Below are 17033 nucleotides of genomic sequence, written 5' to 3' on the forward strand. Positions count from 1 at the left end.
GCTACCTCCCCTGCCGCTTCACATTCCCCCCACGCTGCCCCGGTCTCCCGGCCGTGGATCGCCCCTTGCTCTTGGTGGCCTCGTCGGAGGCCTTCTCCACCGCCTGTTGACGCGCCAGCGGGTCGTCGTGGACGGCGAGGTCGACCGCTTCGAGCCGTTTGATTTCGTCGCGCAGGCGGGCGGCTTCTTCGAACTCCAGGTTCTCGGCTGCCCTGCGCATGTCCGTCCGAAGACCGTCCAAGTGCGCCTGCAGGTTCGCGCCGACCATCGGCTTGTCGACCTTGGCGGTCACGCGGGCCATATCCACATCGCCCTGATAAAGCCCGGCCAGAATATCCTCGACGTTCTTCTTGATCGTTGCCGGCGTGATGCCGTGTTCCTCGTTATAGGCGATCTGTTTCTCGCGGCGGCGGTTGGTCTCGCCAATCGCGCGCTCCATCGAGCCGGTCATGCGGTCGGCATACATGATGACGCGCCCCTCGGAGTTGCGCGCGGCGCGGCCGATGGTCTGGATCAGCGAGGTCTCGGAGCGCAGGAAGCCTTCCTTGTCGGCGTCGAGAATGGCCACCAGCCCGCATTCGGGGATATCGAGCCCCTCGCGCAGGAGGTTGATGCCCACCAGCACGTCGAAGGCGCCGAGGCGCAGATCACGCAGGATCTCGATCCGCTCGATCGTGTCGATGTCGGAGTGCATGTAGCGCACGCGGATGCCCTGTTCGTGCAGGTATTCGGTCAGGTCCTCGGCCATGCGCTTGGTCAGCGTGGTGGCGAGCGTGCGGAAGCCCTTGGCGGAGACTTTGCGGATCTCATCGAGAAGGTCGTCGACCTGCATCTCGACGGGGCGGATTTCGACCTGCGGGTCCAGAAGGCCGGTGGGGCGGATGACCTGCTCGGTGAAGACGCCGCCCGTCTGCTCCAGCTCCCACGCGGCGGGGGTGGCGGAGACGAAGATAGATTGCGGGCGCATCGCGTCCCATTCCTCGAACTTCAGAGGGCGGTTGTCCATGCAGGACGGCAGGCGGAAGCCGTGTTCGGCCAGCGTGAACTTTCGGCGGTAGTCGCCCTTGTACATGCCGCCGATCTGCGGAACGGAGACGTGGCTTTCGTCCGCGAAGACGATGGCGTGGTCGGGGATGAACTCGAAAAGCGTGGGGGGCGGCTCGCCCGGCGCGCGGCCCGTCAGGTAGCGCGAATAGTTCTCGATCCCGTTGCAGACGCCGGTGGCCTCCAGCATTTCGATGTCAAAATTGGTGCGCTGTTCGAGGCGCTGCGCTTCGAGCAATTTGCCCTCGCCCACAAGCTGGTCAAGCCGCGTACGCAGCTCCTTTTTGATGCTGATCACGGCCTGCTGCATCGTTGGCTTGGGCGTCACGTAGTGGGAATTGGCGTAGACGCGGATCTGATTGAAATCGTTTGTCTTTTGGCCGATGAGGGGGTCGAATTCGGTGATCGCCTCAAGCTCGTCGCCGAAGAAGGACAGTCGCCACGCGCGGTCTTCGAGGTGGGCCGGGAAGATCTCAAGGCTGTCGCCGCGCACACGGAAAGACCCGCGCTGAAACGCCTGATCGTTGCGGCGGTATTGCTGGGCGACGAGATCGGCCATAACCTGACGCTGGTTATATTCGTGGCCCACTTTCAAATCCTGAGTCATCGCGCCGTAGGTTTCGACCGAGCCGATACCGTAGATGCAGGAGACCGAGGCGACGATGATCACGTCGTCACGCTCCAAAAGCGCCCTTGTGGCCGAGTGGCGCATCCGGTCGATCTGTTCGTTGATCTGGGATTCTTTCTCGATATAGGTGTCCGAGCGGGGCACATAGGCCTCGGGCTGATAGTAGTCGTAGTAGGAGACAAAATACTCGACGGCGTTGTTGGGGAAGAACTGCTTGAACTCGCCGTAGAGCTGGGCCGCGAGTGTCTTGTTGGGCGCAAGGATGATCGCCGGACGCTGGGTTTCCTCGATCACCTTGGCCATCGTGTAAGTCTTGCCGGTGCCGGTTGCGCCCAGAAGCACCTGATCGCGATCTCCGTCGAGGATGCCGCCGCTCAGTTCCTTGATCGCGGTGGGCTGGTCTCCCGCCGGTGAAAACTCGGTCTGAAGCTCGAAGCGAATGCCGCCTTCGAGTTTTTCGCGGCTTTTCACATCCGGCGCGGGGGCGTGAAGGACGGCGTCCGATTTGTCCGAATGGGCATAGGGCATGACAAGATCCTCGAGGCTTGCGCAAGATGTGATGGTTCGGAGCGTGAGTTCAAGTCACGAGGCGCGAGCCCGGTCGGGATTTGCTGTGACCGGTGTGCAAAATGACCCGCCGGATACTTCAGCCGAAAACTGACGTTGTGGCGGTTTGCCCGCTTGAAGCAACGGCCGCCTTCTGGGATAAGAAACTCAGGAATTTTGAGGGAGATCGACCATGTCTGCGCGTATCTACCAACCTGCCCGTAGCACGACGCAGTCGGGCACATCTAAGTCGAACCACTGGGTTCTGGAACATGTCAACGAGTCCGGCCGAGACGTCGATCCGCTGATGGGCTGGACCAGTTCGGCAGACACGCAGGCGCAGGTGCGCATTCGTTTTCCCACGAAGGAAGCGGCGCTGGACTATGCCCAAGAGCACGGCATCGATGCAGTCGTGACCGACCCCCACAAGCGCAAACCCAATATCCGGCCTGGCGGCTATGGCGAGAATTTTGCCACCAATCGTCGTGGCGCCTGGACACACTGACGCGTTACGCCCCAATAAGTTGATACCGATCAAGGCCCTTTCCACAGGCCTTTGATATGATTGTTCCGTAGTTACAGACCGGAGCAATCGCCAATGACCAAGACCGCCGCCAAGTCAAAAGCCGAGACAAAAAAGGATATCGGCCCGAGGCCCGCCGCCTCGGATCAAGTGACGGCGTTCCGTCAGGCGTTCGAGGCAGGAGCCTATCCTTACGCGGAAAAGCTTGGCCGGGACGAGTATGAAACGCAAAAAGCGCGCATTCAGGCCGAGCTGCTCAAGGTACAGATTTGGGCGCAGGAGACAGGCGAGAAATTCGTACTCATCTTCGAGGGGCGAGACGCGGCCGGTAAGGGCGGCACGATCAAGCGCTTCACCGAACACCTCAATCCACGGCAGGCCCGCGTGGTGGCGCTCAATAAGCCAACCTGGGAAGAAAAAGGGCAGTGGTTCTTTCAGCGCTATATCGAGCATCTGCCGACCGTCGGGGAAATGGTTTTCTACGACCGTTCTTGGTATAACCGGGCGGGTGTCGAGCGGGTCATGGGTTTTTGCGAACCGTGGGAATATCTTGAATTCATGCGCCAAACACCCGAGCTGGAACGAATGCTGGTGCGCTCCGGGATCCGGCTTTACAAATACTGGTTCTCTGTCACGCAAGAGGAACAACGCCGCCGTTTCGAAGCGCGGGCCACGGATCCGCTCAAACAGTGGAAGCTCAGCCCAATCGACAAGCAAAGCCTTGGGCTTTGGGACGATTACACCGAAGCGAAAGAGGCGATGTTTTTCTACACCGACACGGCCGATGCGCCTTGGACGGTGATCAAGTCCAACGATAAGAAACGCGCGCGGCTCAATGCGATGCTGCATTTTCTGAGTACTCTGGATTATCCCAACAAGGATCCCGAGATCGCGGTGCCCCCTGACCCGCAAATCGTTTCCACTGCGCAACACGTGCTGCACGGCGCCGACCACATTCTCGGCAAGTCGTTGCATCCCGATACGCGCAAGGGCGCCTGAATGGGGATGCTCGGCTTGCCGGGCTGATCGCGCTGCCCTAAAACACCGCAATGTTCCGGTTAGCTCTTCTCGCCGTCCTCTGTTTTACCGCGCCATTGGCGCGGGCGCATCCGCATGTTTTCGTCGATGTCGGCTTGAGCTTCGAGACCAACGGTGCGGGCGATGTCACCGCCGTTGAGGTGACTTGGCGCTACGACGCGTTGTTCTCGCTTCTGGTTCTGTCAGATCGCGGACTCGACTCAGATGGTGACATGAACCTCGAAGAAGATGAGCGCGAGGTTCTTCTCGGCTTCGATCTGGTGGATTGGCCCGAAGGGTTCGATGGTGCCCTTTTTCTGACATCGGCAGACGGTCCCGTGGATCTGAACGGTCCAGAGGCAATTTCCGTGACGGTGGACTCCGGTCAGATCGTGACACGCCACCGCCGACCTTTAAGCCGTCCGTTTTCGCCAGATGGGCTCATCGTGCGGCCGTTTGATCCGTCCTATTACGCCGCTTTGTCTTTGTCGGGCAGAGTCGAACCGCCGGAAGGCTGCCTGACCAGACTTGAAGCGCCAAACAAGGAAGCCGCCGATGCTAAGGTCGCATCGCTCGGCGGGTTCGACGATGAAGGCGTTTTCGAGGAAACCTTGGTCGGGACGTATTATGCCGACACGCTTACGCTGACATGCGCTCAGTCCTGACACTTGCTGCGCTAGCCCTGATCGGGCTGGCGATCTGGCTGTGGGGCTTCGGAGGAGCCACCGACGTCGCAAGGTGGGCAGCTGAGCAACAGCGTGAGGTCCAGACAGCCCTGGCCGGTTCCCTTCGCGCGTTACGCGCGGGCGAACCCGGTGCGGTGAGCGGTCTTCTGGCGCTCTGCTTCGCGTATGGTTTCTTTCACGCCGCCGGACCGGGGCACGGCAAGATCCTGATCGGCGGCTATGGCGTGGGCGCACGTGTTCCGCTACTTCGATTGGCGGTTCTGGCTCTGGTTTCCAGTCTCGCGCAAGCAGCGACAGCGGTGGTGCTGGTCTACGGAGGTGTCTTTCTCTTCGAGCTTGGCCGAGAGGCAATGACCGGTCTGGCCGAAGATTGGCTGGCTCCGGCCAGTTACGGCGCCATCGCCGCTGTCGGGGTCTGGCTGATGTTGCGCGGCCTACGCCGGTGGCGCACCACTGAGCGAACAGATGAGGTATGTGCGTCCTGCGGCAACCGGCACGCCCCCAGCCTGGAAGACGCCGCACAGGTCCGCAGCCTGCGCGACGCGGTGGCGCTGATTGCGGCAGTGGCGATCCGGCCTTGCACCGGGGCGCTTTTCGTCTTGATTCTGACTTGGCGTTTGGGCCTTGACGCTGCCGGTATCGCGGGGGCCTTCGCCATGGGCCTTGGCACGGCGAGCGTGACCGTGGCAGTGGCTGTTGCTGCCGTTACCTTGCGCGAAGGCATGATGGCCAGGCTAACCGGTGGAGATGGCGCTTTAAGAGTTCTGACCGTTCTTGAAATCGCCGCCGGGGCGCTGGTTGCATTCGTGGCGGGCCAGCTCTTCTTGCGCGCGCTCTGATCAAGAAGCTTGTGTTGCCCGCGTCGCGCACCTAACGCTCGGGCCATGACCAGCGTCGCGACTTACAAAGACCATGCCATACGTGTCCTGCGCCTTGGTCTGCCCCTGATCGGCAGTCACATTGCGCAGTTGGCAATAACGCTCAGCGATGCAGTGATGTTGGGTTGGTACGGCGTGGATGCGTTGGCCGCCGAGGTTTTGGGCGGTACGTTCTTCTTTGTTCTGTTTCTCTTCGGCTCTGGGTTTGCGTGGGCCGTCATGCCCATGGTCGCGCGGGCCGAGGCGGCGGGTGAGGGCGCATCGGTGCGACGCGTCACTCGGATGGGCGCTTGGGCGTCCGCCGCTTTCGGGCTCGCAGCGATGCCGCTGCTCATCTGGTCCGCGCCGATCTTTCGTCTGCTGGGTCAGGATCCGTCATTATCCCAGCTTGCAGGCCAGTATGCGGCCCTTGTGTCAGGCGCACTGGTGCCAGCTTTGCTGGTGATGGTGCTCAAATCATATCTCGCGGCCTTGGAGCGGACGGCGGTTGTGCTTTGGGTGACCGTCTGCGCCGTTTTGCTGAACATTCTGGTCAACCATGCCCTGATCTTCGGAAATTGGGGGCTCCCCGAACTTGGGGTTCGGGGCGCGGCAATAGCGTCCGTGATCGTCAATCTCGCGTCTCTCGCCGCGCTCGCGGTTTATGCCGCCACGTCCACCGCGGAACATGCGCTTTTTTCGCGTCTTTGGCGACCCGACTGTGACGCTCTGCGCGATGTGGTCCGCCTCGGCTGGCCTATCGGCCTTACGAATTTGGCCGAGGTCGGTCTCTTTGCGGCCTCTACTGTCATGATGGGATGGATCGGGAAATTAGAACTGGCCGCGCACGGGATCGCGATACAGATCACTTCGCTCACGTTCATGGTGCATTTGGGCCTATCGAACGCGGCTACGATCCGCGCAGGCCAGGCGCACGGACGGGGCGACGGCACCGGCCTCCGCCGCGGCGCGATTGCCGTTCTGTGGGTTTCGGCGCTCTTTGCTGCGCTGACAGTGGGACTTTATCTCGGCATACCCGAAGCGATGATCGGGGCGTTTCTCGATCCTGTAGAGCCCGATCGCGCGGCTGTCATTTCGATTGGCACCGGCCTGCTTGCGGCGGCAGCGCTCTTTCAACTGGTTGATGCGGGGCAGGTGATGGCGCTTGGCCTGCTCCGAGGGCTGCAGGACACGCGCGCCCCCATGCTGATCGCGGCGCTGAGCTACTGGGCGGTGGGCGTGCCGGCCAGCTACCTTCTGGGCTTTCCGTTGGGATATGGCGGCATAGGTATCTGGCTTGGGCTCGCCGTGGGGCTGGCATTGGCTGCGGTGTTTCTTTTGGCGCGTTTCCGGTTGCTCGCAGTTCGCGCGTGAGACTTGCAATCGCGTGCGCGAAGGCGTAGGTCACCAGCCTGCGGTCGCAGCCTACCCGCATAAAAAAACAAGGGATAAACATGGATACGATAGTGATTTGCTCGGGCGGGCTCGATTCCGTGACGCTTGCGCACAAGGTCGCCGGAGAAGGGCGGCTCAAAGGGCTATTGTCCTTCGATTACGGCCAGCGGCACGTCAAGGAAGTCGAGTATGCCGCGCGCTGCGCCGAACGCCTGAAGGTTCCGCACAAGGTGGTGGATATTTCCGGTGTCGGCCGTGCGCTGTCCGGCTCGGCGCTCACCGATGACGTTGAGGTGCCGGACGGGCATTATGCCGAAGACACAATGAAGATCACTATCGTGCCCAACCGAAATGCGATCATGCTGACGATCGCTTTTGGCATGGCTGCCGCCGAGCGGGCCGGGGCAGTGGGTGCAGCCGTCCATGGCGGCGATCACTTTATCTATCCAGACTGCAGGCCGGGCTTCATCGAGGCCTTCCAGAAAATGCAGGACCAGGCGCTTGACGGTGTCGCGGAGGTCAAGCTCTACACACCCTTCGTGACCCGCTCAAAGGCCGATATCGTGACCGAGGGCGCCAAGTGGAACACGCCCTTTGGCGAGACGTGGTCGTGTTACAAGGGCGGTGGCGTGCATTGCGGGCGCTGCGGCACTTGCGTGGAACGACGCGAAGCCTTTCATCTGGCGAGGATCGCGGATCCTACCGACTATGCCGATCCGGACTTTTGGAAAAAAGCGGTGGAGGGGCATTGATGTACACGATCACCAAGGAATTTCACTTCTCCGCGTCCCACCAATTGAAAGGTCTGCCTGAGGATCACCAATGCGCCCGACTGCACGGGCACAATTACATCGTCGAGATCGAGATGCGGGCGAACACGCTGAACACCCATGGGTTCGTGCGTGACTATCTCGATCTGGCGCCGCTCAAGCGGTATATCGACGACACGCTCGATCATCGGCATCTGAACGAGGTGCTGGGCGATGACGGCGTCACGGCCGAACAGCTGGCGAAGCATTTTTTCGACTGGTGCAAGGTGCGCTGGCCCGAGGTAAGCGCCGCGCGGGTCAGCGAGACGCCAAAGACCTGGGCGGAGTACCGGGAGTGAGTGACGACCGCATCCGCGTGTCCGAGATTTTCGGACCGACGATCCAGGGGGAGGGGGCGCTTATTGGGCTGCCAACAGTTTTCGTACGCACGGGGGGCTGCGATTTCCGGTGCAGCTGGTGCGACAGCCTGCATGCCGTGGATCAGGCGTATCGGCAGGAATGGCGGCCTATGGCAGCGCGCGAGGTCATGGACGAGGTCGCAAGGTTGTCGGGCGGTGAACCGCTGATGGTGACGCTTTCGGGTGGCAATCCGGCGATCCAGCCATTGGGCCCGCTGATTGAGGCGGGCCGCGCCCAGGGCTATGGATTTGCGATGGAAACGCAGGGCTCGATCGTGAAACCGTGGTTCGCGTCACTCGACATGCTGGTGCTCAGTCCCAAACCTCCGTCAAGCGGGATAGAGACCGATTGGGACATGGTTGCGGCCTGTGTAAAGGCTGCGGAGACTGCCGATGTTGTGCTCAAGGTTGTGGTTTTTGACGAGGCCGATTTCGCTTATGCCAAAAAGGCGGCGGCGCGTTTTCCCGATCTGTCGGTCTATCTGCAGCCCGGCAATCACACACCGCCTCCGCCAGAAGATGACACCGCTGAGGTCGATCACGCCGGCATCGAGGCGCGCATGCGCTGGCTGGTCGCGCGGGTGACGGAGACGAAATGGTACGAAGCCAAGGTGCTGCCGCAACTGCATGTCAGCCTTTGGGGCAACAAGAGGGGGGTCTGACATGGCCGAGAACTCAATTTATTCCGGACTCAAACAGCTGGGCGGAACGACCGAAATGCCCGAAAGCCCGGAACTGGCAGAGCTGGAGCGTGTGGAAAATCCGCAGGCCGACGTCACCTACAATGTTCGCTTCACAGTGCCGGAGTTCACGTCGCTTTGCCCGATGACGGGCCAGCCCGATTTCGCGCACCTCGTGATCGATTATGTCCCGGCAAAGTGGCTTGTCGAAAGCAAATCGCTGAAACTCTATCTCGGCGCTTTCCGGAATCATGGCGCCTTCCACGAAGACTGCACGATTTCCATCGCGCGGCGCCTCGTGGAGTTTCTGGATCCTCAATGGTTGCGCATCGGGGGATATTGGTATCCGCGCGGCGGCATTCCGATCGATGTCTTCTGGCAGTCAGGCGAGGCCCCGTCAGGGGTTTGGATTCCCGACCAGGGCGTGCCGCCGTATCGCGGACGGGGCTGACCAGAGGCTTTGGAACCTTCGGCTGGGAGGATCTCCGCCTTTGTTGAGGGTATCCGACAACTCTAGATACAAGAACGGCCCGAACTTCATCATGATACCCGGGCCGTTTTCCGTCTTGAGTGGACACGCCGCGTTTAGCAAGCCGCGGTGTAGTAGCCGCCTCTTCCGTCCGAATAGGCGCATTCGCCGGTGCGCTGGTTACGAGCGATCAAAGCGCCGGTTGCGGCGCCTGCTGCGGCCGCGACCATTGTCCAGCCGGCATTCGCACCGAGGATCTTGGCACCTACGACGCCCGCCGTCGCGCCAATTGCACCGGCGGTGATCTGATCCTGCTGTTGCTGTGACATGTTCTGGCAGCCGGCGAGAACAAGGGCACTGGCGGCGAGGGCTGCGGTCAATCTGGTTTTCATGCGAAACTCCTGCTTGGGGTGTTCGAAATGTTATCTAAACGCCAACGCTTGCGGGCGCGCAACGGTTTCTTTTGTACACCCTTACGACGGCCAATGGCGCAACATATCGGGTGACCCAAATGGGAAAAAGGGCTGGCTTTCATGTGAAAGCCAGCCCGGCGATGTTTGGCCTATTGGCGTCGCGAAACACGCGCCAATACACAAGATCAACGAGTTACCCGCGGTTCATGCGGTTATCGATAAGGTCATCCACGACGCCAGGATCGGCCAGAGTCGAGGTGTCCCCAAGGCTGCCGTAATCGTTTTCCGCGATCTTGCGCAGGATGCGGCGCATGATCTTGCCGGACCTTGTCTTTGGAAGGCCCGGGGCCCATTGGATAAGGTCAGGCTTGGCAATCGGGCCAATCTCTTGGCGGACCCAATCTGACAACTCCTTGCGCAGCTCATCAGACGGCTCCTGCCCCGACATGAGGGTGACGTAGCAGTAAATGCCTTGCCCTTTGATGTCGTGGGGATAGCCAACAACCGCGGCTTCAGAGACTTTCGAATGCGCCACAAGAGCGCTCTCAACTTCCGCAGTGCCCATGCGGTGGCCCGAAACATTGATCACATCGTCGACGCGACCCGTGATCCAATAGTCCCCGTCCTCGTCCCGGCGACAACCGTCGCCGGTGAAGTAATAGCCTTTGTACTGCTGGAAGTAAGTGTTCATGAACCGCTCATGATCACCCCAGACAGTGCGCATTTGCCCCGGCCAGCTGTCGGCGATGCAAAGTACACCTTCGGCGGGATTGCTCTCGATGGTTTTGCCGGACTCCGGGTCCAGCACTTCGAATTTCAATCCGAAGAACGGCTTCATCGCAGCGCCGGGCTTGAGGTCATGCGCACCGGGCAGGGGCGTCATCAGGTGCCCGCCGGTTTCGGTCTGCCACCACGTGTCAACGATGGGGCAATTGGCCTTGCCGACCACGTTGTAATACCAATTCCATGCTTCGGGGTTGATCGGCTCACCCACAGTGCCGAGCACCTTGAGATCACTCAGATTGCACTTGCTGACGTATTCGTCGCCCTGACCCATCAAAGCGCGGATCGCGGTGGGAGCAGTGTAGAACTGGTTTACCTTGTGCTTTTCGCACACCTGCCAGAAACGCGACGCGTCCGGATAGGTCGGGACGCCTTCGAACATCAGCGTCGTAGCACCATTGGCGAGCGGGCCGTAGACGATGTAGCTGTGTCCAGTAACCCAGCCGACGTCGGCGGTGCACCAGTAGATATCGCCGTCGTGATAGTCGAACGTAATCTCGTGCGTCATAGCGGCATAAACCAGGTAGCCACCGGTGGAATGCACGACGCCTTTGGGCTGTCCCGTCGATCCCGACGTGTACAGAATGAAAAGCGGATCCTCGGCGTTCATTTCCTCAGGTTCGCACTCGTCGGAGGCTTTCTCCGCCTCTTCGTGCCACCAGAAGTCGAGATCGCTTCGCCATGCGACCTGGTCGCCGGTGCGTTTGACAACGAGGCACTTTACATCGCTGGTGTCGTGCAGAAGTGCCTGATTTACATTGTCTTTCAGTTTGGTCACGCGACCGCCGCGCGGTGCGGTGTCGGCGGTGATCACAAGCTTCGCATCGCAGCCGTTGACACGCGCGCCGAGCGCGTCGGGAGAAAAGCCGGCGAAGACGATGGAGTGGATCGCGCCGACCCTCGCACAGGCGAGCATGGCATACGCGGCCTCGGGGATCATCGGCAGGTAGATGACCACGCGATCACCCTTCCCAATACCCAAGTTCTTGAGAACATTGGCCATCCGGCAGACTTCGGCGTGCAGTTCCTTGTACGTGATATGCAGCGCTTCGTCGGTCGGCTCGTCGGGCTCCCAGATGATTGCCGTCTGATCTCCGCGCGTGTCCAGGTGGCGATCGATGCAGTTGGCCGCCACGTTCAGCGACCCGTCCTCGTACCACTTGATCGACACGTCGGGGTACATGTAGTTGACGTTTTTTACCGTCGAGAAAGGCTTGATCCAGTCAATCCGCTTGCCGTGCTCTGCCCAGAAGCTCTCGGGGTCTTCAATCGACGATTTGTACATTTTGTCGTACTTCTCAGCGTCGATATGAGCATTTTGTACAAAATCGGATGATGGCGGGTAGGTTGTATCAGTCATCTTATCCCCCTCCTTAAGTAGTATGTTCCAGTATCCCTACACGGGGATCGCAGGGCCGGCAAACATCTATGGAGTCCGACCCATGCATTGTCGTCAGATCGCGAGATATTCGGAGCGCAGCTCTTCGTTCTCGAGCACTTCTGCGGCGGTGCCGTCAAAGACGATGCCGCCTGTGTCGAGAATGATCGCGCGGTCGGCCAGTTCGAGTGCGCGAACCGCATTTTGCTCGACCAGAATGGTGGTGATGCCCTTTTCCTTGATGACGCGAAGCGTTTTTTCGATCTCATCCACGATCACAGGCGCAAGCCCTTCATAGGGCTCGTCCAAAAGCAGCACCTTGATGTCGCGTGCAAGCGCACGGGCAACGGCCAGCATTTGCTGTTCTCCTCCTGAAAGCGTAACGCCTTCCTGCCTGCGGCGTTCCTTCAGACGGGGAAAAAGATCGAAAAGCCTGTCGATTGACCAGCCCACGGGGGGTGCGATCTGGGCAAGCTGCAGATTTTCCTCGACCGTCAGGCCGGGAATGATGCAGCGGTCTTCGGGGACAAGGCCGATACCCGCAGCCGATGCCTCGTGGCTTTCCATCTTGTGAAGGGGCTGGTGGTCGAGCCAGATTTCGCCATGCAGCACCTGGGGTTTGTCCATCCGCGCGATGGACCGCAGCGTCGTGGTTTTACCCGCGCCGTTGCGCCCGAGAAGGGCGAGGATTTCGCCTTCGTGCACATCGAAGGAAATGTCCTGCACGATGTAGCTTTCGCCGTAGTAGGATTGCATCCCCCAGACCGAGAGGAAGGCCGGGGAAGTCTCGGCGCGGTTCACGCCCTTGGAGAAGTCGGGTTTGACGTTCATCTCATAGTTCTCCTGCGTTAAGCCGACTCGCCCAGATACGCTTCGCGTACCTTGGGGTGGCCCTTGATCTTGTCGGGGGTGTCCTCGACCAGGGGGGTACCCTGCGCCAGAACGGTGATCCGTTCGGCGAGGCTGAAGACGACGTGCATGTCGTGTTCGATGATGGCGATGGTGATGTCGCGCTCTTCCTTGATCTGCTTGAGCAGGTCGATGGTGTTGTTGGTATCGGCGCGCGCCATGCCGGCCGTGGGCTCGTCCAGAAGCAGCAAGCGCGGTTCCTGGGCTAGGCACATGCCGATTTCCAAACGCCGCTTGTCGCCGCGCGACATGGAGGCGGAGTGAAAGTTCCGCTTGTCGGCCATGTTCAGATCTTCGAGCATCTGCATCGCCTGATCCATCACATGCTTTTCCGCGAAGGTGTTTTCGAAAGCATGCAGCCGGAAGGCCCCGTCGCGTTTGGCGAAGATCGGGATCATCATGTTTTCCAATACGGTCAGATCACCGAAGATTTCGGGTGTCTGAAAAACGCGGGAAATCCCCATCTGATTGATCTGGTAGGGCTTGCGCCCCAACACCGACTGCCCGTCGAACATGACAGAGCCGGTATCGGGGATAAGCTTGCCGATCAGGCAGTTGAGAAGGGTCGACTTCCCCGCGCCATTGGGGCCAATGATGGCGTGGACGGTATTTTCCTCCACGCTGAGGTTGACGTCACCAAGGGCTTGCAGGCCGCCGAAGCGCTTGTTGACGTTCTTGACTTCAAGAATTGCCATGGTCGGGGCTCCTTATTCGGCCGGGGTGGATTGAGTGGATTTCTCGTCGCTGTCTTCCGAAGCCTTCTTGCCACGGAAGAGGCGCGCGATTTTTTGGCCACCCTGGACAAGACCGCCGGGCAGGAAGATCACCACCGCCATGAAGATCAGGCCCAGCGTCAGGTGCCAGCCCTTGCCCACGAAGGGGTAAACGATGGCGACGATGAAGTCCTCAAGCCCGTCCGGCAGGAAGGCGAACCATTCATGCAGGATGTCCTTGTTGATCTTCGACAGGATATTTTCCATGTACTTGATCACGCCCGACCCGAGCACCGGACCTATCAGGGTGCCCGCGCCGCCGAGGATGGTCATCAGCACCACCTCGCCCGAGGCGGTCCAGAACATGCGTTCGGGACCCACCTGCGTGTCCATCGCCACCAGAAGACCACCCGCAAGACCGGCATACATGCCCGAGATCACGAAGGCCGCCAGCGTGTAGGGACGCGCGTTGAGGCCGGTGTAGTACATCCGCGTCTGGTTCGATTTCACCGCGCGCAGCATGGTGCCAAAGGGCGACCGGAAGATCCGGATCGACAGGTAAAAGGCCAGCAGCATGATCAGCGCGGCGATGTAGTAGCCCGCGTTGAAGGTAAAGAGCCAGTCGCCCGCGTTCATCTCGTAGCTGGCGCGCATGTCCAAACCGAAGAGGCTTGCGCGGCCGATCTCGCCCTCGGGAATCGTCGAGAGGAGCGGGTTGTCGGTCGACTTGATCTGCAGACCGGTCTCACCACCGGTGAGCGGTGTCAGGACCGAATAGGCCAGCGCATAGGACATCTGCGCGAAGGCGAGCGTCAGGATCGAGAAATAGATGCCCGAGCGACGCAGCGAGACATAGCCCACGGCGAGCGCGAAGATGCCCGACACGATGATGCCCACGGCGATTGCCGGCAGCACGTTCAGCGAGAAAAGCTTCATCATCCACATCGCGCCGTAAGACCCGACGCCGAGGAAGGCGGCGTGCCCGAAGGAGAGGTAGCCCGTCAGGCCGAAGAGGATGTTGAAGCCGATCGCGAAGATCCCGAAGATCACGAAGCGCTGCATCAGGTCGGGGTAGCCCGCGTTGAACTGAGCCATGCCCGAGCCTTCGGGGAAGGGGTTCAGGATGAAGGGCGCCAGCATTGTGAGTGCCGCGACGATCAGAAGAAGTTTGAAGTCTTTGCTATCGAGACCGAGCATGGCTTAGTCCTCCATCACGCCCTTGCGGCCCATCAGGCCACGCGGACGCGTCAGTAGAATGATGATGGCCACCAGGTAGATGACGATCTGGTTGATGCCGGGCAGCACTTCGAGCACGGCGCCCATAGAGGCGAAGCTTTCCAGCGTTCCGAGGAGGAACCCGGCCAGCACGGCGCCCGGAAGGCTTCCCATGCCGCCGACGACGACCACGACGAAGCTCAGCACGAGAAAGTCCATGCCCATGTGATAGTTCGGCGAGTTGATCGGCGTGTACATAACCCCGGCCAGGCCCGCGACAGCAGCGGCCAGACCGAACATGAGCGTAAAGCGGCGGTCGATATTGATCCCCAAGAGCTTGACCGTCTCGCGGTCGGCCATGCCGGCGCGCACCACCATGCCGAAGGTGGTGAACTGCAGGAAGGCAAAGACACCGCCGATGATGATCGCCGCGAAGATAAAGTAGATGATCCGCCAGTAGGGATAGATGATCATGTTGGGATCGAAGCCCAGCATCGCGCCGAAATCGAAGGAGCCGGTAAATGCCTCTGGCGCGGGCGTCGGGATCGGGTTGGCGCCGTAAAAATACTTGATCACTTCCTGAAGGACGATGGCCAGGCCGAAGGTGACAAGGATCTGGTCCGCGTGGGGGCGCTTGTAGAAGTGCTTGATCAGCCCGCGTTCCATCACCACGCCGATCAGCATCATGACCGGAATGGCAAAGAGGATCGACAGCGGCACGGCCCAGTCGATAATCGCATCGCCGGTGGCTTGACCGAAGAAATCGTAGACATAAGGCACGTCAACCTTCAGCGGGTTGCCGAGAAAGTCGGTTTTCGATTCGTCGATGACGGTGTGCGACAGCGTCAGGATACGGCTGAGCGTGACGGCGCAGAACGCGCCGATCATGAAGAGCGCGCCATGCGCGAAGTTCACGACGCCGAGCGTGCCGAAAATCAGCGTCAGGCCGAGCGCGATGAGCGCATAGGCCGAGCCCTTGTCCAGGCCGTTCAGAATTTGAAGGATGATGGCTTCCATCGGTCTGCCCCCATGGTTTTTGGAAGGCGCCGCGCAGGCGCGGGCGCAGGGGTAGGGTGGGCAGATCTGCCCACCCTACTTGTCGCGATCAAGCGGCGATTAGGCGCCGTTGTTGCAGGTGCCGAGGCTGGCTTCCGCGCCACCCATCTGCGGGTGATCCGGCGCGTACATGACCTGATCCACGGGCGTGACTTCGACGATCTCGAGAAGGTCGAATTCCGAGGTCGGGTTCTCTTTGCCCTTCACCACGAGCACGTCTTTGAAGCACTGGTGGTCTTCGGCGCGATAAAGCGTCGGGCCGTTGCCCATGCCGTCGAACTCGAAGCCCTCGAGGGCCTCGGCCACGGCGCAGGGCGCGAAGGAGCCTGCCCGCTCGACAGCATCCGCATAAAGCAGCGCCTGCACGTAGCAGGTGTGCGCGGCCTGGCTCGGCGGGAAGCCGTACTTGGTGCCGAAGGATTTCACGAAGGCCTGGCTGCCTTCGTCCTGCAGCGACCAGTGCCAGTTGGTTGAGCCGAAGATGCCCTTCACGTTCTCGCCGGCACCCTTGGCCATCAGGCGCGAGTAGAGCGGCACGACGATCTCGAACTGCTTGCCGTTCACCATCTTTTCGCGCAGGCCGAACTGCACCGCGTTGGTGAGCGAGTTGACCATGTTGCCGCCGTAGTGGTTCAGGACCAGCACGTCGGCATCGGACTGCAGCACCGGGGTGATGTAGGCCGAGAAGTCGGTCTGGGTCAGCGGGGTCTTCACCGCGGCGACGGTTTCCCAGCCCATGGCCTCGGTCGAGGCGCGCACGGCTTCCTCGGTCGTGTAGCCCCAGTTGTAGTCGGCCGTCAGGTGATAGGCCTTACGGTCGGTGCCGTAGTTCGATGCCAGCACCGGCGCGAGGGCCGCGCCCGACATGTAGGAGTTGAAGAAGTGACGGAAACCGTTGGCCTTGCGGTCCTTGCCGGTCGTGTCGTTGGAGTGCGTCAGACCCGCCATGAAGATGATGCCGGCCTCCTGGCAGAGCGCCTGCACGGCCACCGCCACGCCCGAGGACGAGCCGCCGGTGATCATGATGGCGCCGTCTTTTTCGATCATCGACTTGGCCGATGCGCGTGCGGCGTCCGACTTGGTCTGCGTGTCGCCGGTGACGTACTCGACCTTCTTGCCGAGGATGCCGTTGCCTTGAAGCGCCTTCGAGGAGAAGGTGTTGAGCATGCCGCCGTCGCCGCCGCCATTGAGGTGCTCGACCGCGAGTTCGTAGGCGCGCAGTTCGTCCGCGCCCTCGTCCGCGTAGGGGCCCGACTGGGGCACGTTGAAGCCCAGCGTCACCGTGGAGCCGGTGGGTGCGTTGAGGTAGCCCTCGTGGGCTGCGGCCGAAAGATAGGTCGGCAGCGCGAGACCTGCACCTGTGGCGGCGCCGGTCTTCAGCAGGCCACGCCGAGTGAAGTTAGATTTGGACATGTATATCCTCCCTGGTGTCAAAAGCGGGGACGATATCCTCGATTGCCCCCGCATGGCACTTGTGTGCGCGCTCATTATCGCAGCAGGTCAGAAAAGGTCGCAACAAGGGCCTTGCGCGAAACAATTATTTTGTAAACTAT

General features: G+C 60.7%; 17 protein-coding genes. 9 read left to right on the forward strand and 8 right to left on the reverse strand.

Going from position 1 to position 17033, the window contains the following annotated elements; all coding sequences use genetic code 11:
* Position 1: 1 nt before the first annotated feature.
* The gene (gene uvrB / locus EZV60_RS02865) at positions 2–2200 is read right to left on the reverse strand and encodes an excinuclease ABC subunit UvrB (protein ID WP_135501926.1); all 2199 of its coding nucleotides are present in this window, start codon (positions 2198–2200) and stop codon (positions 2–4) included.
* Positions 2201–2411: 211 nt separating this feature from the next.
* Here uvrB and EZV60_RS02870 point away from each other — a divergent pair, with 211 nt between their 5' ends.
* The 9 genes from EZV60_RS02870 (at position 2412) to queF (ending at position 8995) form a co-directional block, all read left to right on the forward strand.
* Positions 2412–2723 carry an ETC complex I subunit gene (locus tag EZV60_RS02870; protein WP_135501928.1) on the forward strand — a complete coding sequence of 104 codons (312 nt, stop codon included), beginning with the start codon at positions 2412–2414 and terminating at the stop codon, positions 2721–2723.
* A 93-nt stretch (positions 2724–2816) separates the two neighbouring features.
* The gene (gene ppk2 / locus EZV60_RS02875) at positions 2817–3740 is read left to right on the forward strand and encodes a polyphosphate kinase 2 (protein ID WP_135501930.1); all 924 of its coding nucleotides are present in this window, start codon (positions 2817–2819) and stop codon (positions 3738–3740) included.
* A 50-nt stretch (positions 3741–3790) separates the two neighbouring features.
* A complete protein-coding gene (locus tag EZV60_RS02880) occupies positions 3791–4423 on the forward strand; it encodes a DUF1007 family protein (protein ID WP_135501932.1) in 633 nt (210 codons plus the stop codon).
* On the forward strand, positions 4408–5283 hold the full coding sequence (locus EZV60_RS02885; protein WP_135501934.1) for a nickel/cobalt transporter: 876 nt from the start codon (positions 4408–4410) through the stop codon (positions 5281–5283). The genes EZV60_RS02880 and EZV60_RS02885 overlap by 16 nt, the downstream gene beginning before the upstream one ends.
* Before the next feature lie 45 nt (positions 5284–5328).
* Positions 5329–6675: an MATE family efflux transporter gene (locus tag EZV60_RS02890; RefSeq protein ID WP_135501936.1), complete on the forward strand. Its 1347-nt coding sequence runs from the start codon at positions 5329–5331 to the stop codon at positions 6673–6675.
* 80 nt (positions 6676–6755) lie between these two features.
* Positions 6756–7448: a 7-cyano-7-deazaguanine synthase QueC gene (queC, locus tag EZV60_RS02895; RefSeq protein ID WP_135501938.1), complete on the forward strand. Its 693-nt coding sequence runs from the start codon at positions 6756–6758 to the stop codon at positions 7446–7448.
* A complete protein-coding gene (gene queD, locus EZV60_RS02900; RefSeq protein ID WP_135501940.1) occupies positions 7448–7804 on the forward strand; it encodes a 6-carboxytetrahydropterin synthase QueD in 357 nt (118 codons plus the stop codon). The genes queC and queD overlap by 1 nt, the downstream gene beginning before the upstream one ends.
* Positions 7801–8526 carry a 7-carboxy-7-deazaguanine synthase QueE gene (gene queE / locus EZV60_RS02905; protein WP_210115049.1) on the forward strand — a complete coding sequence of 242 codons (726 nt, stop codon included), beginning with the start codon at positions 7801–7803 and terminating at the stop codon, positions 8524–8526. Before queD ends, queE begins: the two co-directional genes overlap by 4 nt.
* A gap of 1 nt (position 8527) precedes the next feature.
* Positions 8528–8995 (forward strand): preQ(1) synthase, encoded by a 468-nt coding sequence (gene queF / locus EZV60_RS02910; RefSeq protein ID WP_135501944.1) that lies wholly within the window; start codon positions 8528–8530, stop codon positions 8993–8995.
* Positions 8996–9129: 134 nt separating this feature from the next.
* On the opposite strand, the gene EZV60_RS02915 is transcribed toward queF, so the two are convergent.
* From EZV60_RS02915 to EZV60_RS02945, 7 genes are all read right to left on the reverse strand, one after another.
* Positions 9130–9405, reverse strand: coding sequence for a glucose-6-phosphate isomerase (locus EZV60_RS02915; protein ID WP_135501945.1), 276 nt, complete (start codon positions 9403–9405; stop codon positions 9130–9132).
* Positions 9406–9619: 214 nt separating this feature from the next.
* Positions 9620–11569 carry an acetate--CoA ligase gene (gene acs, locus EZV60_RS02920; RefSeq protein ID WP_135501947.1) on the reverse strand — a complete coding sequence of 650 codons (1950 nt, stop codon included), beginning with the start codon at positions 11567–11569 and terminating at the stop codon, positions 9620–9622.
* Positions 11570–11662: 93 nt separating this feature from the next.
* Positions 11663–12418, reverse strand: a complete 756-nt coding sequence (locus EZV60_RS02925; RefSeq protein ID WP_135501949.1) for an ABC transporter ATP-binding protein — start codon at positions 12416–12418, stop codon at positions 11663–11665.
* 17 nt (positions 12419–12435) lie between these two features.
* Positions 12436–13191, reverse strand: coding sequence for an ABC transporter ATP-binding protein (locus EZV60_RS02930; protein WP_135501951.1), 756 nt, complete (start codon positions 13189–13191; stop codon positions 12436–12438).
* A 12-nt stretch (positions 13192–13203) separates the two neighbouring features.
* The gene (locus EZV60_RS02935; protein ID WP_135501953.1) at positions 13204–14406 is read right to left on the reverse strand and encodes a branched-chain amino acid ABC transporter permease; all 1203 of its coding nucleotides are present in this window, start codon (positions 14404–14406) and stop codon (positions 13204–13206) included.
* Between the two features lie 3 nt (positions 14407–14409).
* A complete protein-coding gene (locus EZV60_RS02940; protein WP_135501955.1) occupies positions 14410–15441 on the reverse strand; it encodes a branched-chain amino acid ABC transporter permease in 1032 nt (343 codons plus the stop codon).
* A gap of 99 nt (positions 15442–15540) precedes the next feature.
* The gene (locus EZV60_RS02945; RefSeq protein WP_135501957.1) at positions 15541–16893 is read right to left on the reverse strand and encodes a substrate-binding protein; all 1353 of its coding nucleotides are present in this window, start codon (positions 16891–16893) and stop codon (positions 15541–15543) included.
* Positions 16894–17033 lie beyond the last annotated feature (140 nt).

Source organism: Roseovarius aestuariivivens, from assembly GCF_004761875.1.
In the GTDB taxonomy this organism is placed as follows: Bacteria; Pseudomonadota; Alphaproteobacteria; order Rhodobacterales; family Rhodobacteraceae; genus Roseovarius; species Roseovarius aestuariivivens.

What these genes read in the sequence shown, in the direction of transcription:
- uvrB (WP_135501926.1), bottom strand. Translation starts at nt 2,200, where the DNA reads ATGCCCTATGCCCATTCGGACAAATCGGACGCCGTCCTTCACGCCCCC.
- EZV60_RS02870 (WP_135501928.1), top strand. Translation starts at nt 2,412, where the DNA reads ATGTCTGCGCGTATCTACCAACCTGCCCGTAGCACGACGCAGTCGGGC.
- ppk2 (WP_135501930.1), top strand. Translation starts at nt 2,817, where the DNA reads ATGACCAAGACCGCCGCCAAGTCAAAAGCCGAGACAAAAAAGGATATC.
- EZV60_RS02880 (WP_135501932.1), top strand. Translation starts at nt 3,791, where the DNA reads ATGTTCCGGTTAGCTCTTCTCGCCGTCCTCTGTTTTACCGCGCCATTG.
- EZV60_RS02885 (WP_135501934.1), top strand. Translation starts at nt 4,408, where the DNA reads ATGCGCTCAGTCCTGACACTTGCTGCGCTAGCCCTGATCGGGCTGGCG.
- EZV60_RS02890 (WP_135501936.1), top strand. Translation starts at nt 5,329, where the DNA reads ATGACCAGCGTCGCGACTTACAAAGACCATGCCATACGTGTCCTGCGC.
- queC (WP_135501938.1), top strand. Translation starts at nt 6,756, where the DNA reads ATGGATACGATAGTGATTTGCTCGGGCGGGCTCGATTCCGTGACGCTT.
- queD (WP_135501940.1), top strand. Translation starts at nt 7,448, where the DNA reads ATGTACACGATCACCAAGGAATTTCACTTCTCCGCGTCCCACCAATTG.
- queF (WP_135501944.1), top strand. Translation starts at nt 8,528, where the DNA reads ATGGCCGAGAACTCAATTTATTCCGGACTCAAACAGCTGGGCGGAACG.
- EZV60_RS02915 (WP_135501945.1), bottom strand. Translation starts at nt 9,405, where the DNA reads ATGAAAACCAGATTGACCGCAGCCCTCGCCGCCAGTGCCCTTGTTCTC.
- acs (WP_135501947.1), bottom strand. Translation starts at nt 11,569, where the DNA reads ATGACTGATACAACCTACCCGCCATCATCCGATTTTGTACAAAATGCT.
- EZV60_RS02925 (WP_135501949.1), bottom strand. Translation starts at nt 12,418, where the DNA reads ATGAACGTCAAACCCGACTTCTCCAAGGGCGTGAACCGCGCCGAGACT.
- EZV60_RS02930 (WP_135501951.1), bottom strand. Translation starts at nt 13,191, where the DNA reads ATGGCAATTCTTGAAGTCAAGAACGTCAACAAGCGCTTCGGCGGCCTG.
- EZV60_RS02935 (WP_135501953.1), bottom strand. Translation starts at nt 14,406, where the DNA reads ATGCTCGGTCTCGATAGCAAAGACTTCAAACTTCTTCTGATCGTCGCG.
- EZV60_RS02940 (WP_135501955.1), bottom strand. Translation starts at nt 15,441, where the DNA reads ATGGAAGCCATCATCCTTCAAATTCTGAACGGCCTGGACAAGGGCTCG.
- EZV60_RS02945 (WP_135501957.1), bottom strand. Translation starts at nt 16,893, where the DNA reads ATGTCCAAATCTAACTTCACTCGGCGTGGCCTGCTGAAGACCGGCGCC.